We start from the raw sequence: 13,883 nt of genomic DNA on the forward strand, positions 1-13,883 counted from the left end.
GTGAGGGCTATTGTTGCTCTCTAAGCAATTGGGCGGCGCGGGCGGCGAAATAGGTCAGGATGCCATCAGCCCCGGCACGTTTAAAGGCCGTCAAGGATTCTAGGATTACCCCTTCACTCAACCAGCCATTTTGTATTGCAGCCATGTGCATGGCGTATTCGCCACTGACCTGATACACAAAGGTCGGCACTTTGAATTCCTCTTTGACTCGGTAAAGGATGTCCAGGTACGGCATCCCCGGCTTGACCATCACCATGTCGGCGCCTTCGGCCAAATCCGCCGCCACTTCGTGCAAGGCTTCATGGCTGTTGGCCGGGTCCATCTGGTACGAAGCCTTGTTGGCCTTGCCCAGGTTCAGCGCCGAGCCCACCGCATCGCGAAACGGGCCGTAGTAGGCGCTGGCGTACTTGGCCGAGTAGGCCATGATCCGCACATTGACGTGGCCGGCCAGTTCCAGGGCTTCGCGAATCGCCTGGATGCGGCCATCCATCATGTCCGACGGCGCAACCACCTGGGCGCCTGCTGCCGCATGGGACAAGGCCTGCTTGACCAGCGCGTCGACGGTAATGTCGTTCTGAACATAGCCGTCTTCGTCAAGAATGCCATCCTGCCCGTGGGTGGTGAACGGGTCCAACGCCACGTCGGTGATCACCCCCAGCTCCGGGAAACGCTCGCGCAGGGCGCGGGTGGCGCGCTGGGCGATACCGTCCGGGTTCCAGGCTTCGGCAGCATCAAGGGACTTGAGTTCAGACGGCGTGACCGGAAACAACGCCAACGCCGGAATCCCCAGGTCGACCCAGCCCGCCGCCTCTTCAAGCAGCAGATCAATGGTCAGACGCTCTACACCCGGCATCGACGCTACCGATTCCCGGCGATTTTCACCGTCGAGTACAAACACCGGCAGGATCAGATCATCCGTCGTCAGTACGTTTTCACGAACCAGGCGGCGAGAAAAATCATCACGGCGATTACGGCGCAGGCGGGTAGCAGGGAACAGGCGATTGGCAGGGGTAAAGCTCACGACAGACTCCTGAGCCCGGGTTCACGGGCGAGCGTTGCAGTTATAAGCGGGCATTATGACGAAGGTATGACAGTTGTGCTTAACGATGCGACCTGTAGTCGCATTCGTCGGTTAATGTAGGAATTGTTCACTTCGTGACACATCTCGATACTTTCATGAATGTTCACGAAGGCGTAGGCTGCGCGTTCATTTCGCCAGCACCCAGACCATGCTTCAACAATTTCTGCATGACTTCGGCTACTTTGCCCTCTTCCTAGGCACGTTCTTCGAAGGCGAAACCATCCTGGTTCTCGCAGGCTTCCTGGCGTTCCGTGGGTACATGGATATCAACCTGGTGGTGGTCGTTGCCTTCTTCGGCAGCTACGCCGGCGACCAGCTTTGGTATTACATGGGGCGCAAGCACGGCCGCAAACTGTTGGCGCGCAAGCCGCGCTGGCAATTGATGGGCGACAAGGCCCTGGAACATATCCGCAAGCACCCGGATATCTGGGTGCTGAGCTTCCGCTTTGTCTACGGCTTACGCACGGTAATGCCTGTTGCGATCGGCCTGTCAGGCTACCCGCCACTGCGCTACCTGATCCTCAACGGTATAGGTGCTGCAATCTGGGCGGCGGCCCTGGGCGCTGCGGCTTATCATTTCGGCGCGGTACTGGAAGGCATGCTGGGCAGCGTCAAGAAATACGAGCTATGGGTACTGGGCGCCTTGCTGCTGCTGGGCTTTGGTCTGTGGCTGCGCCGCCGCTTCAAGAACGCCCGTATCGCCCGCCAGGCCTGTGCCGATGCCAAGGCGCGGCTCGCCGCCACCGAGCCCGTCCCGGTAGAAGCGCCTAAGACACCAGTCGAGTAAGCCGGCCCCTGCAACAGTAGAGGCCAATCACGCTGAGCAGGCTGTAGCTCACCAGGCCCAGCCAGCCCAGGTTGCTGGCCGGCCACAGCCCGACCACCGGCGCCAGCCACACCAACGGCACATTCAGCGCCAGGCGTATCAGCTCTGCCTTTAACGCCCACGGGCGATTCTCCAGGGCTACCCCCAGGGTGAACAATCCAAGCGCCATCGCCCCCCAGCCGACAATCAGCGCTGCGCTGGGCAGACCCTCGCCGACATTCATCAAATAGCTGCCAAACCCCACATACGCCGCGAACTGCAGGGCGATGTAGACCTGTTGGCGCGCGTCCAGTGGCACGTCGAATTTGCGGAACTGGCTCAAATCCGGCTTGGCCACGGGGTATTTGGCCTTCACGTCCGCCGGGCGCCAACCGGTGCGCATGAACCAGATGCGCAGCTTGTCCCACTTACTTTCGGTACGCCGTGCATCACGCCAAAGCTGTGCATAAAACTGCAGGTTGGCCCATAACGGATTCCAGCTGGCCAAGGGTGTGGTCACGCCGAAAATCACCGGCTCGTTGTCGTCTTCTTCCTGGAAGGTGCCGAACAGCCGGTCCCAAAGAATGAACACACCGCCGTAGTTGCGATCCATGTAGAGAGCGTTCTGTGCATGGTGGGCCCGATGATTGGAGGGCGTGACGAAAAACCACTCGAACCAGCCAAGCTTGGGCACGTGCCGGGTATGCACCCAGAATTGATACAACAGGTTGAGGGACGCCACGCTGATAAACACCACCAGCGGCACGCCAAGCACGGCCAGGGGCAGGTAGAAGATCCAGCTCAGCAGGAAGCCGGTGCTGGTCTGGCGCAGGGCGGTGCTGAGGTTGTAGTCCTCGCTCTGGTGATGCACCGAGTGCGCGGCCCACAGGATATTGCGCTCGTGCCCCATCCGGTGCAGCCAGTAGTAGCAGAAGTCGTAGAACACAAAGGCGAATACCCAGGTCCAGACGCTGTGAGCAGGCAGTTCGATCAACGCCAGGTGCTTGAGGGCGAACGCGTAGGTCAGCAGCCCCATACCCTTGGTCAACAGCCCGGTGGTGGTGGACAGCACGCCGGTGCTGAGGCTGTTGATGGCGTCCGCCACCCGGTAGTTGCGCTGGCCACGCCAACGGTCGGCGAGCAGCTCCACCACAATCAAGGCAATGAAAAACGGTACCGCGTAAGGCACGAAGTCCATGGTCTGGTCCGGTCTATTTTTGTTACATCAAGATTAGGTGCAGCAGCGCGAGATCCCATTGGCAACAGGTGACAAATTAGTAGACATTTAACGCCAAGACTCCAGGAGAAATGCCCATGAGCAAAAAGATTGCAGTGATCCTTTCCGGCTGCGGCGTGTACGACGGCGCAGAGATCCACGAAAGCGTGATCACCCTGCTGCGCCTGGATCAGCGCGGTGCTCAGGTCCAGTGTTTTGCACCCGATATCGCCCAGTTGCATGTGATCAACCATCTGACCGGCGAGGAAATGCCCGAGTCGCGCAACGTCCTCGTGGAGTCGGCCCGCATTGCCCGGGGCGAGATCAAGGATATTCGAGACGCCAACGCCGACGAGTTCGATGCGCTGATCGTACCCGGTGGGTTCGGTGCGGCGAAGAACTTGTCCAACTTTGCCGTCGAGGGCGCGGGTTGCAGCGTCAACCCGCACGTGCTGGAACTGGCCGAAGCCTTTGCCGAAGCGGGCAAGCCGGTGGGGCTGATCTGCATCTCGCCGGCCCTGGCCGCGAAGATCTACGGCCCGGGCGTGACCTGCACCATCGGCAACGACACCGACACTGCCGCGGCCCTGGACAAGATGGGCGCCACCCACCAGGAATGCAGCGTGGAAGACATTGTCGAGGACACCGCACGCAAGTTGGTCAGTACGCCCGCCTATATGCTCGGCAAGAGCATCAGTGAAGTGGCCTCAGGCATCAACAAGCTGGTGGACCGGGTGCTGGAGCTGACCCACGAGAACGATTAGTGGGGATGCCGGGCTCCCTCTCCAACGGATCAGGACTGGCGCATTAACCGCGTCAGTATCCTGTCGAGTGAGTTGGCAAATGCCTGCTTGTCCTTCTCCCCATGGGGCGGTGGTCCACCGCCCATCTGGCCCTGCTCGCGCAGGTCGGTAAACAGGTTGCGCACCGCCAATCGCTCACTCATGTTCGCCGGGCTGAACTCCTTGCCCCGAGGGTCGAGGGCCGTGACGCCCTTCTTCACCAGGCGGTCGGCCAGGGGCACATCGCTGCAGATCACCAGTTCGCCGGGCACTGCGTGCTCCACCAGATAGTCATCTGCTGCGTCCGGGCCGCTGGGCACCACGATCAACTTCACGCACGAGAAGCTCGGCTTGATCTGGCTTTGGCCGGCCACCAGGACGACCTCGAACTGGCGCTTGAGGGCGAACTTCACCACCTGCTCCTTGGCGGCCCGGGGGCAGGCGTCTGCATCGATCCATACGCGCATGTTATGCCGCCACTCGCTGCTTTTCTGCCAGCCGGCTGCGGCCATAGAGCACCACAATGGCCAGGATCGCCACGGCCTGTGCGCTCAACGAGTACGCATCGGCGTGGATGCCCAGCCAGTCGAAGTCAAAGAACGCCACTGGCCGCGTGCCGAAGATGCCGGCTTCCTGCAACGCCTTGACGCCATGCCCGGCGAACACCACCGACAACGCGCACAACAGCCCCGCATTGATGCCGAAAAACAGCGCCAGCGGCAGTTTCGCCGAACCGCGCAGGATCACCCAGGCCAGGCCCACCAGCAGCACCAACGCCGTGGCACCACCCGCCAGCACCGCGTTGTGCCCGGCCGGGCCCGCTTGCAGCCACAGGGTTTCGTAGAACAGGATCACTTCGAACAGCTCGCGATAGACCGAGAAGAACGCCAATATCGCAAAACCGAAACGCCCACCGCCGCCCACCAGGCTGCTCTTGATGTAGTCCTGCCACGCCGCGGCATGGCGGCGGTCGTGCATCCACACGCCAAGCCACAGCACCATCACACTGGCGAACAGCGCCGTGCAGCCTTCGAGCAATTCGCGCTGGGCGCCGCTGACATCAATCACATACGCCGCCAATGCCCAGGTGGCCAAGCCGGCCAATAGTGCCAGGCCCCAGCCGACGTTGACGCTGCGCACCGCCGATTGCTGGCCGGTGTTGCGCAGGAACGCCAGGATCGCCGCCAGCACCAGGATGGCTTCCAGGCCTTCACGCAGCAGGATCAGCAGACCGGAAATGTAGCTCAACGACCAGCTCAAGCCATCGCTGCCCAGCAAGCCTGCGGACTCGGTGAGCTTGCCCTTGGCCACGTCCAGGCGCTGCTGCACCTGCTCGATCGGCAGACCGTCCTGTAACGACTGCCGGTAAGCCATCAGGGCCTTCTCGGTGTCCTTACGCACGTTGGCATCGACGTTATCCAGTGAGCTTTCCACCAGCTCAAAGCCTTCCAGGTACGCCGCCACCGACAAATCATAGGCTTGCTCGTGGTCACCGTTACGGAACGCTGCGAGGCTCTTGTCCAGGGTGCTGGCGGTGTAATCGAGCAACTGCGCCGGGCCACGCTTGACCTGCGGCGGTTGCGCACGCTGGGCGCGGAAGGTCGCGGCAGCGGTTGGGCCATTTGCGGCCAGCACTTCATTAGGCGTCTGGCGGGCCAGGTCGGCGAGGTTGAAGGGCTGCTCGCTTTTCGCCGCAGCCGGGTCGGCGGTGAAGCCGGCGATGTAGGTGGCCAGGTCCCAACGCTGGCGGTCGTCCAGTTGGTCAGCAAAGGACGGCATGTCAGTGCCTTCGACACCCAGGCCCAGGGTGTTGTAGATCGCGTAAAGGCTCAGGCGATCCAGGCGCGCAGCATCCGTCAAGTTGGCCGGAGGCGGCGTCATCCCCACGCCGGCCGGACCATCGCCGGCACCGGCAGTGCCGTGGCACACCGAACAGTGCTGGGCGTAGAGCGGTGCGCCGCGCGTCGGGTCGGGCGTGATGGCCGGGGCTTGGCTGACTTCATACGCGACTGCCAGCTTGGCGCCCAACTGGCGGGCCTGGCGAGCGACGGTCGCGCCGTCTGCATGAGCGGTGACAGCCGCCAGCAGTTCCTCGACCCCCTTCACCAGTTCCGCGCGCTCAGGCTTTTGCGGCAAATCCGCCACCAACCCCTGCAAGACCCCAAGAAACTCCACCTGCTCGCGGTATTCCGAATCATCCACCACCTTGCCCGCCTCTACCGTCGGTGGGTAGTCGGCGCCAATGTAGTCCAGCAGATGCAGGGCTTGTGGAGCGCCCTCGGCAGTCGCGGCCAGCAGGTTGAAGCTGCACGACATCAATGCCGGCAACAGCAGCCAGGCGAGAAAACGGAAGGGGCCAGTCATGAATGAATCTCAAGTGGAAATACGAAGTAACACATTGTTAAGCGTTAAAGGGTTTGACTCAAGGCGTTAGTGATTTGTCGTTTGGGCGGACGGGGCATTTTGGAGATGGGTTACTGGCATTGCTGTCAGCTCAATCGAGGCAAAAAGCCATTGTTTTGCCAGTAACGATGCTTATAATGCCGCGCCCTGTTAGTGCGAAAGGGAATTTCGTTCCTCGGTTTTATGAGGAATAACCATATTGGTTGACTACTTTCAGGGAAGAAGTGACATGGTTTTTCGCGCCTTACCTCCGCTCGCGCTCGCGGCAGTCACTTTGCTCAGCGGCTGTTCAATGTTCCGCAGCTACGACGCCGAGCTGCAAGCCACCAACCAGCAACTCGCCACCGGCAATGTCGACGCCGCCCTGACCCTGCTGGAAAAGAACAACACCGGCGAAGACAAAGACCTGCTGTATTTCTTCGAAAAGGGCGAGTTGCTGCGGGCCAAGGGCGACCTGACCGGCAGCCAGACCGCCTGGCGCAGCGCCGACCTGCAAGTCTACAAGTGGGAAGAGTCGGTCAAGTTCGACAGCGCAAAATACCTTTCCCAGTTCGGCAGCTTCCTGGCCAATGACAAGGTGCGTCGCTACGAAGGCTATGACTACGAAAAAGTCATGCTGACCACGCAGATGGCCCTGAACCTGCTGGCCTTGAACGACTTCGACGGTGCACGCACCGAAATCAAGAAGACCCACGAACGCGAAGCGGTGATCGCCGACCTGCGCGACAAGGAATACCTCAAGCGCGAAGACGAAGCCGAGCAACAGGGCGTGACCACCCAGATCAAGGACCTGCACGGCTACCCGGTGCAGGCCCTCGACGCGCCGGAGGTGGTCGGCCTGAAGAACAGCTACCAGAGTGCGTTCAGCCATTACCTGGCCGGCTTCGTCTACGAAGCCCTGGGCGAAAAAGACCTGGCAGCCCCCGGTTATCGCAAGGCCGTCGAGCTGCGCCCTAACACACCACTGCTGGAAAAAGCGCTGCTCGACCTGGACAAATCCAAGGTCGGCAGTGACGAAACCGACGTGCTGATCGTGGTGCAGAGCGGCCTCGCCCCCGCCCGCGACTCGATACGCCTGCCGCTGCCGATCCCGATCAATGGCAATCTGGTGATCACCCCGCTGTCGTTCCCGGTGATCAAGGCCGACACCTCCACAGCGACCTTTGCCCAGATCGGTGTCGACGGCCAGCAACAGAACCTCACGGCGCTCAACAGCACCACGGCCATGTCCCGCCGCGCCCTGCGTGACGACATGCCAGGCATCATCCTGCGCACTACCGTGCGTGCGGTAAGCCGTGGTGTGGCGCAGAACAACCTGAACAAGACCAACCCCATGGCAGGCCTGGTACTGGGTATCGCCTCGGCCGTGACCGAAGGCGCCGACACCCGCACCTGGCGCACCCTGCCGGACATGACCCAAGTCACGCGTCTGCGCCTCAAGCGTGGTGAACACCAGGTCAGCCTGCCCAACGCCCTGGGTGGCACGCTGGTAACGATCAAGGCCGACCAGCGCTACCAGGTGATCACCCTGCGCGTGGTCGGCAACCAAGTGTTCGCCGGTGGCCTCGCCGCCCATGTGCTGCCCGGCACGACAACCCAGGCCATCGCCCTCAAACAACCTTAAGGAGCACCCTATGCGTCACTTTATCCTCGGCGCACTGGCGCTGGTCCTGCTTGCCGGCTGCGCCACCCCGCCACCACCGGAGCCTGGCAGCGCCGCGAGCAAGATCGTGGTGATGGGCAAGTTCAAGGGCATCGCGGTCGGCGCCATTCGTGTGGCCCGCGAGAACGGCTTCCTCACCGCCAAGGTGCAACTGAGCAATATCACCAGCAGTAACCAGATGATGTATTACCGCTTCGCCTGGCTGGGCGCCGATGGTTTCCCGGTGGGCGATGAAGAGACCTGGAAAGTGCTGAACCTGTACGCCAACCAGGCGACCTTCCTGCCCGCCATTGCCAATGTGCCCCAGGCCGCGGACTTCCGCCTTGAAGTCAAAACCCCTTGAGCCGTTCATTCTTTTTGCTGCTGAGAGATTTCCCCATGCTTGCACGCTTCTCGATTCTCGCCGTGGTTGCCGTCCTGGCCAGCGGCTGCGCGAATACCTCCCCGGTACTGGGTGGTAAAAACATCAGCTACGGCGACACCAAGGCCGTGGAACTGGTGACCAACGAGTTCGGCTCCACCGACCTGCAGATGATCGCCGAAAGCATGACCCGCTCCCTCGCCCAGTCCGGCATCCTGCAAGGCCGCCCGGTGGTGCAGGTGTATGACGTGAAGAACAAGACCAGCGAGTACATCGACACCCGTGAGATCACCACGTCGATCAAGACCCAGCTGATGAAGACCGGCACCGCACGCTTCGCCAGTGACAACACCGACATGCAAAGCCAGGTCGACCAGCTCAAGCTGCAGAACCAGAGCGGCTTGTACAAGAAGTCCAGCGTCAGCAAGACCGGCAACATGGTCGCCGCCAAGTACCGCCTGGAAGGCTCCATCAGTTCCATCGTCAAGCGCAGCTCGGACTACAAGGACGTGTTCTACAAGTTCAGCCTGCAGCTGATCGACGTCGAGAGCGGCCTGGCCGAATGGATGGACGAAAAAGAAATCCGCAAGACCACGGAGCGCTAGGCAATGCGTGCATGGATCGGTTTGATCGGCCTGTTGTGCGCCTTTGGCGCCTCGGCTGCACCCAAGATCGCGGTGACCGACCTGGCCTACCAGGCGCAGGTCGAGGAGTACATCCACCATGTTTCGGCCAGCAACAACTTCCAGGCAAGCAGCTACAACGCCAGCGGTGCATCGAACTACAGCGAGTACGAGAGCCGTAGCAGCTACATCGAACAAACCGAGCTGCGCAAGTTCAGCGGTGATATCAAGGGGGAGATTCTCAAGTCCCGCCAGTTCCAGCTGGTGCAGGGCACGCCCTACACCGCCGATGCCAAGGGTGACGTCTATGACGTGATCAAGCGCATAAAGGCCGGTCACTTCAAGGGCGCGGACTATGTGCTGTTCGGTACGCTGTCAGACATCGACTTCACCCAGGACATCAACGCCCTGGACCACACCAACAGCTACTCGGCGGTGCTGGGCCTGACGCTGGTGGCGGATTTCAGCCTGATCAACACCCGCACCTACGAAATCACCTCGGCGTTTACCGCCATGGGCGAAGGCCAGGACACCAAGCTGGTGAACAGCCGCGACATACGCGTGAGCCTGAACCGGCCGCGGGTGGTGAAGGAAGTGTCGAAGGCGCTGGGTGAGGACGTGGCACGGCAACTGGCGGAACAGTTGGGCGGCGGCTATCAAGAGCCTGGCCAGCCGGTGTTGCGCAATAACCTGCCAAGGGATGAAGCGCCGAAGATCCTGCGCTGAAGGGTAATCCTTTGGAAACACACAACCCATGTGGGAGGGGGCTTGCTCCCGATAGCAGGGTGTCAGTCAGCTTAGCTGTAACTGAGACACCGCCATCGGGAGCAAGCCCCCTCCCACACTTTTAACTCGGTTTCTTCAGAGGTACCGAGGTTTACGCCGTTGCGCGATGCAAGCTGGCCAGGAAACCCGCAGCCCCCACGAACAACCCGGCAAACGTACGGTTTACGCGCTTCTGCTGCTTGGGCGTGCGCAACAGCCGCAGGACTTTGGACGCCAACCCCGTATACCCCGCCATCACGATCATATCGACGCTGATCATCGTCGCACCGATGATCAGGTACTGGACCAGCAACGGCGCCTGGGGATTCACGAACTGCGGCAGCACCGCCAGCATGAACACCAGGGCCTTGGGGTTGCTGGCGTTGACCAGGAAACCACGGAACATCATCGCCATTGGCTTGCCGAGCGGGCGTATCGCCGCGTCATCGGCCATGTCCATGGGCAAGGCACGCCATTGCTTGACGGCCAGGTACACCAGGTACGCCACGCCAAACCACTTGATCGCATAGAACGCGGTCGACGACGCCGCCAGAATGGCACCCAAACCGCCCGCTACCACGGCAATCTGCATGGCCAGGCCCAGTTGCAGGCCAATGGCGTTCCAGTAACCGCGCAGGAAGCCGTATTGCAGGCCGCTGGACATCGAAGCGATGGCGCCGGCGCCAGGGGAAAGGGAGATGATCCAACTGGCCAGGAAAAAGGCCAGCCACGTGTCGAGTGCCATAGCACACCTCGGGGAAGAGTCAGCGATTGTCGGGCCTTAAGCTAACTCCGCCGAGCAGAGGCTGGCTATAGATTTTTACACGCGGTAAATGCTAGCGGTCGCCAGGGAACACATGGGTGCCGGGCCAACGCCGCACCGAGCGCTGGAAGAACAGGCTGTTAGGCACCTGTACGATGGCGCTGTCGGTGCCTGCCGCTTCCACTTCGATCAGTGTGGTGTAGAGCAAGTTGATCGCCACTACCCTGCCCTTCACGCCGGGCTTGTCGACGGTATCCACCAACTCGACGATGTCACCGAGGCGAAACGGTCCGACGGTAAAGATCAGGATCGCACACAGCAGGTTGGACAACACCGACCACATGGCGAAGAACGCCACTGCCGCCACTGCGACAAACCCCGACAGCGCGGTCCACAACACCGTGGCGGACACACCCAGCCGGCCCAGCACAAAGATCAACGCACTGCCCATGATCAGCCAGCGCAATCCGCCACGCAGGGGCATCAGCAGTTGTGGCGGAAACGGGTAGCGCTCACCCAGGCGCGTCAGGCCCTTGGCGACAAACCGCTGGGCGAGGTAGCCGGCCAGCAGGATCAGCAGGATTTGCACGCCGATCCATACAGGCTCGATCCATTGCGCAGGCAACGGCAGTTGCAAGGCTTCCATCAGGACAGCGCCTCCAGCTCCGCTTGCAGGGTTTCCAGCAGTTCGAGGGCTTCCATCCAGGTTTCCTCCAATTGCCCTTCGCGCACCTTGAGCCTGGCCTGTTCGGCCAGCAGGTCGCGCAGCTCATCCTTGCGCGCAGCCTCGTACACGGCGCTGTCGCCCAGGCTGGCTTCGATCTTGGCCAGGCGCTCGTGCACTTTGCCCAACTCGGCCTCAAGCTTGTCGGCTTCGCGCTTGTGCGGCGCCAACTGCTGGCGCAGTGCGGCAGCGGCCTGGCGCTGGGCTTTCTTATCGGTCTTGTCCGGGTTGACCGGGGTGTTGCTGACCGGCGCATTGCGCAGGCGGTAGTCCGTGAGCCAGCGGGCGTAGTCGTCCAGGTCGCCGTCGAACTCTTCGACCTTGCCATCCGCTACCAGCAGGAAGTTGTCGGTGGTGCTCTTGAGCAAGTGGCGATCGTGAGACACCACCAGGACCGCACCGCTGAACTCCTGCAAGGCCATGGTCAGCGCCAGGCGCATTTCCAGGTCGAGGTGGTTGGTCGGTTCGTCGAGCAGCAGCAGGTTCGGGCGGTCCCAGGCAATCAACGCCAGGGCCAGGCGGGCTTTTTCGCCGCCGGAGAAGTTCAGCACCGGCTCATCGATGCGCGCGCCACGGAAGTCAAAGCCACCGAGGAAGTCGCGCAGGGTTTGCTCGCGCTCGGTCGGCGCCAGGCGTTGCAGGTGCAGCAACGGGCTGGCCTTGGCGTCGAGGGAGTCCAACTGATGCTGGGCGAAGTAGCCCACCACCAGGTTCTCGCCACGGGTCAAACGACCGGCCAGGGGTTGCAGCTCGCCCGACAGGTTCTTGATCAGCGTCGACTTGCCCGCGCCGTTCGGGCCGAGCAAACCGATGCGCGCACCTGGGGTGAGCTGCAGCTTGACCTTCTCCAGGATGGTTTTCTCGCCATACCCCAGGCGGGCATCCGAGAGGTCCAGCAACGGGCTGGAGATTTTCACCGATTCGCGGAACACAAAGTCGAACGGCGAATCGACGTGGGCCGCCGACAGTTCTTCCATGCGCTCCAGGGCCTTGATCCGGCTCTGGGCCTGGCGGGCCTTGGTGGCCTGGGCCTTGAACCGGGCGATGTAGCTTTCCATGTGCGCGCGCTGCGCCTGCTGCTTCTCGAACGCCTGCTGCTGCTGGGCCAGGCGCTCGGCACGCGCCCGTTCGAATGCGGTGTAGCCGCCACGGTAGAGCGTGATCTTCTTCTGTTCGACGTGGGCAATGTTGTCGACCACGGCGTCGAGGAAGTCCCGGTCGTGGGAAATCAGCAGCAAGGTGCCCTGATAGCTCTTGAGGAAGTCCTCCAGCCACAGGATCGCATCGAGGTCCAAGTGGTTGGTCGGTTCGTCGAGCAGCAGCAGGTCCGAGGGGCACATCAGCGCCTGGGCCAGATTAAGGCGCATGCGCCAGCCACCGGAGAAGTCGGCGACCGGACGATCCATCTGTTCGTTGGTGAAGCCAAGACCGGCAAGCATCTTGCGGGCGCGGGCGTCGGCGGTGTAGCCGTCGGCGCTGTCGAGTTCCGCGTGCAGGCGGGCCTGGGCGGCGCCGTCCTGGGCTTTCTCGGCCTCGGCCAGGTCGTGCTGCACCTGGCGCAGGCGCAGATCGCCATCGAGCACGTAGTCGATCGCGATGCGGTCCAGGGTGTCGATCTCCTGGCGCATATGGGCGATGCGCCAGTCGGCCGGCAGCAAGCAGTCCCCGGAATCCGGGGTCAGCTCACCCAGCAACAGGGCGAACAACGTGGATTTGCCGGCGCCGTTGGCACCGATCAGGCCGGCTTTGTGACCGGCGTGCAGGGTCAGCTCGGCGTCTTCGAGAAGACGTTGCGGGCCACGCTGTAATGTTAGGCTTTGAAGTCGGATCATAATGGCGGCGGAGTCTACCAGCTTCGTTGGCCGCTGGCTTGGGTGTGAATATGAACGCTGACCTGTGGAGCTTTGCTCTCTCGACTTACGCCCGTCCGGGCGTCGAAGCCGCCTGCCTGCGCTTGCAGGAGCAAGGGGCGGACGTGTGCCTGTTGCTCTGCGGCGCGTGGCTGGAACAGCGGGGCGTGGCACTTGAGCCGGAGCGTATGCGCACCCTGCAACAGCTGGCCCGGCCGTGGCAGGCGCAGGTGATCGAACCCTTGCGGCAGTTGCGTGTGCAATGGCGTGCCATGGTGCAGCAGGATGAGCAACTGGCGGCGCTGCGCGAGCGGGTCAAAGCCCTGGAACTGGATGCCGAACGGCAATTGCTGACGCGCCTGGAAGCGTTGACGCAGGCATGGCCGAAAGGGGAGATGACTCAACCGCGGTGGTTGGAAGGACTGGCGGCTGAGGATGCCGCCAACCTTGACCATGACGCGCTGCAGCAGCTGCGCGTCATGATCACCGGCACTTAGGAAGCGCTGGTTGGGGTGGTGCTTGGCGCTACCGGTGCAGGGGTGCTGCTGGCCGATGCGGTTGGAGCGGTGGTCGCTGCCGGGGTAGCAGCAGGTGCTGCTGGCTTGGCCGGTGCTGGTTTCGCAGCAGCAGGCTTTGCAACTGGCTTGGCGGCTGGCTTTGCAGCAGCAGGCTTTGCAGTTGGCTTGGCGGCTGGCTTTGCAGCCGCAGGTTTGGCAGCCGGTTTTGCAGCAGTAGGTTTGGCGGCTGGTTTGGCGGCAGTGGTTTTAGCAGCTGGCTTCGCGGCCGGCTTTGCAGCAGCGGTTTTAGCAACTGGCTTCGCGGCTGGTTTCGCAGCAGCGGTTTTAGC

General features: G+C 62.0%; 15 protein-coding genes. 7 read left to right on the plus strand and 8 right to left on the minus strand.

Features of this window, described 5'->3' with window-relative positions; translation table 11 throughout:
• Positions 1-7 precede the first annotated feature (7 nt).
• A complete protein-coding gene (gene hemB / locus V3W40_RS13650) occupies positions 8-1,021 on the minus strand; it encodes a porphobilinogen synthase (protein WP_065948754.1) in 1,014 nt (337 codons plus the stop codon).
• A gap of 208 nt (positions 1,022-1,229) precedes the next feature.
• On the opposite strand from hemB, the gene V3W40_RS13655 reads away from it, so the two are divergent.
• On the plus strand, positions 1,230-1,868 hold the full coding sequence (locus tag V3W40_RS13655) for a DedA family protein (RefSeq protein WP_065926664.1): 639 nt from the start codon (positions 1,230-1,232) through the stop codon (positions 1,866-1,868).
• On the opposite strand, the gene V3W40_RS13660 is transcribed toward V3W40_RS13655, so the two are convergent.
• Positions 1,849-3,084 (minus strand): sterol desaturase family protein, encoded by a 1,236-nt coding sequence (locus tag V3W40_RS13660; protein WP_065926665.1) that lies wholly within the window; start codon positions 3,082-3,084, stop codon positions 1,849-1,851. The two genes, V3W40_RS13655 and V3W40_RS13660, sit on opposite strands and share 20 nt — an antisense overlap.
• A 116-nt stretch (positions 3,085-3,200) precedes the next feature.
• Here V3W40_RS13660 and elbB point away from each other — a divergent pair, with 116 nt between their 5' ends.
• A complete protein-coding gene (gene elbB, locus V3W40_RS13665; protein WP_065948752.1) occupies positions 3,201-3,866 on the plus strand; it encodes an isoprenoid biosynthesis glyoxalase ElbB in 666 nt (221 codons plus the stop codon).
• 29 nt (positions 3,867-3,895) lie between these two features.
• On the opposite strand, the gene V3W40_RS13670 is transcribed toward elbB, so the two are convergent.
• Positions 3,896-4,351 (minus strand): YaiI/YqxD family protein, encoded by a 456-nt coding sequence (locus V3W40_RS13670; protein ID WP_065926879.1) that lies wholly within the window; start codon positions 4,349-4,351, stop codon positions 3,896-3,898.
• A gap of 1 nt (position 4,352) precedes the next feature.
• Positions 4,353-6,248, minus strand: coding sequence for a cytochrome c/FTR1 family iron permease (locus V3W40_RS13675; protein WP_074847955.1), 1,896 nt, complete (start codon positions 6,246-6,248; stop codon positions 4,353-4,355).
• 268 nt (positions 6,249-6,516) lie between these two features.
• Here V3W40_RS13675 and V3W40_RS13680 point away from each other — a divergent pair, with 268 nt between their 5' ends.
• Genes V3W40_RS13680 through V3W40_RS13695 form a run of 4 tightly spaced genes read left to right on the plus strand, consistent with a single transcriptional unit; the run spans position 6,517 to position 9,660 of the window.
• Positions 6,517-7,911 carry a COG3014 family protein gene (locus V3W40_RS13680; protein ID WP_065926668.1) on the plus strand — a complete coding sequence of 465 codons (1,395 nt, stop codon included), beginning with the start codon at positions 6,517-6,519 and terminating at the stop codon, positions 7,909-7,911.
• 10 nt (positions 7,912-7,921) lie between these two features.
• Positions 7,922-8,293 (plus strand): YcfL family protein, encoded by a 372-nt coding sequence (locus V3W40_RS13685; protein WP_015886478.1) that lies wholly within the window; start codon positions 7,922-7,924, stop codon positions 8,291-8,293.
• 35 nt (positions 8,294-8,328) lie between these two features.
• Positions 8,329-8,916: a penicillin-binding protein activator LpoB gene (lpoB, locus tag V3W40_RS13690; protein ID WP_027608342.1), complete on the plus strand. Its 588-nt coding sequence runs from the start codon at positions 8,329-8,331 to the stop codon at positions 8,914-8,916.
• Positions 8,917-8,919: 3 nt separating this feature from the next.
• Complete coding sequence (locus tag V3W40_RS13695; protein ID WP_330215154.1) at positions 8,920-9,660, plus strand: penicillin-binding protein activator LpoB; 741 nt, start codon at positions 8,920-8,922, stop codon at positions 9,658-9,660.
• Between the two features lie 151 nt (positions 9,661-9,811).
• Here the strand turns inward: V3W40_RS13695 and V3W40_RS13700 are convergent, their stop codons facing one another.
• The 3 genes from V3W40_RS13700 to V3W40_RS13710 all read right to left on the minus strand — a co-directional run bounded on the left by V3W40_RS13700 (position 9,812) and on the right by V3W40_RS13710 (position 13,018).
• Positions 9,812-10,444 carry a LysE family transporter gene (locus tag V3W40_RS13700; protein WP_027608340.1) on the minus strand — a complete coding sequence of 211 codons (633 nt, stop codon included), beginning with the start codon at positions 10,442-10,444 and terminating at the stop codon, positions 9,812-9,814.
• Between the two features lie 91 nt (positions 10,445-10,535).
• Positions 10,536-11,108 carry a mechanosensitive ion channel family protein gene (locus V3W40_RS13705; RefSeq protein ID WP_003176850.1) on the minus strand — a complete coding sequence of 191 codons (573 nt, stop codon included), beginning with the start codon at positions 11,106-11,108 and terminating at the stop codon, positions 10,536-10,538.
• Entirely contained in the window at positions 11,108-13,018 is a 1,911-nt protein-coding gene (locus V3W40_RS13710) for an ATP-binding cassette domain-containing protein (RefSeq protein ID WP_065926670.1), read from the minus strand. Before V3W40_RS13710 ends, V3W40_RS13705 begins: the two co-directional genes overlap by 1 nt.
• Positions 13,019-13,068: 50 nt before the next feature.
• Here V3W40_RS13710 and V3W40_RS13715 point away from each other — a divergent pair, with 50 nt between their 5' ends.
• Positions 13,069-13,533 (plus strand): TIGR02444 family protein, encoded by a 465-nt coding sequence (locus V3W40_RS13715; RefSeq protein WP_330215155.1) that lies wholly within the window; start codon positions 13,069-13,071, stop codon positions 13,531-13,533.
• Here the strand turns inward: V3W40_RS13715 and V3W40_RS13720 are convergent.
• Positions 13,530-13,883: hypothetical protein (locus V3W40_RS13720; RefSeq protein ID WP_442962840.1), on the minus strand; the 354-nt coding region annotated here is incomplete at its 5' end. The two genes, V3W40_RS13715 and V3W40_RS13720, sit on opposite strands and share 4 nt — an antisense overlap.

This window comes from Pseudomonas sp. AM8 (assembly GCF_036346475.1).
GTDB lineage: Bacteria > Pseudomonadota > Gammaproteobacteria > Pseudomonadales > Pseudomonadaceae > Aquipseudomonas > Aquipseudomonas marginalis.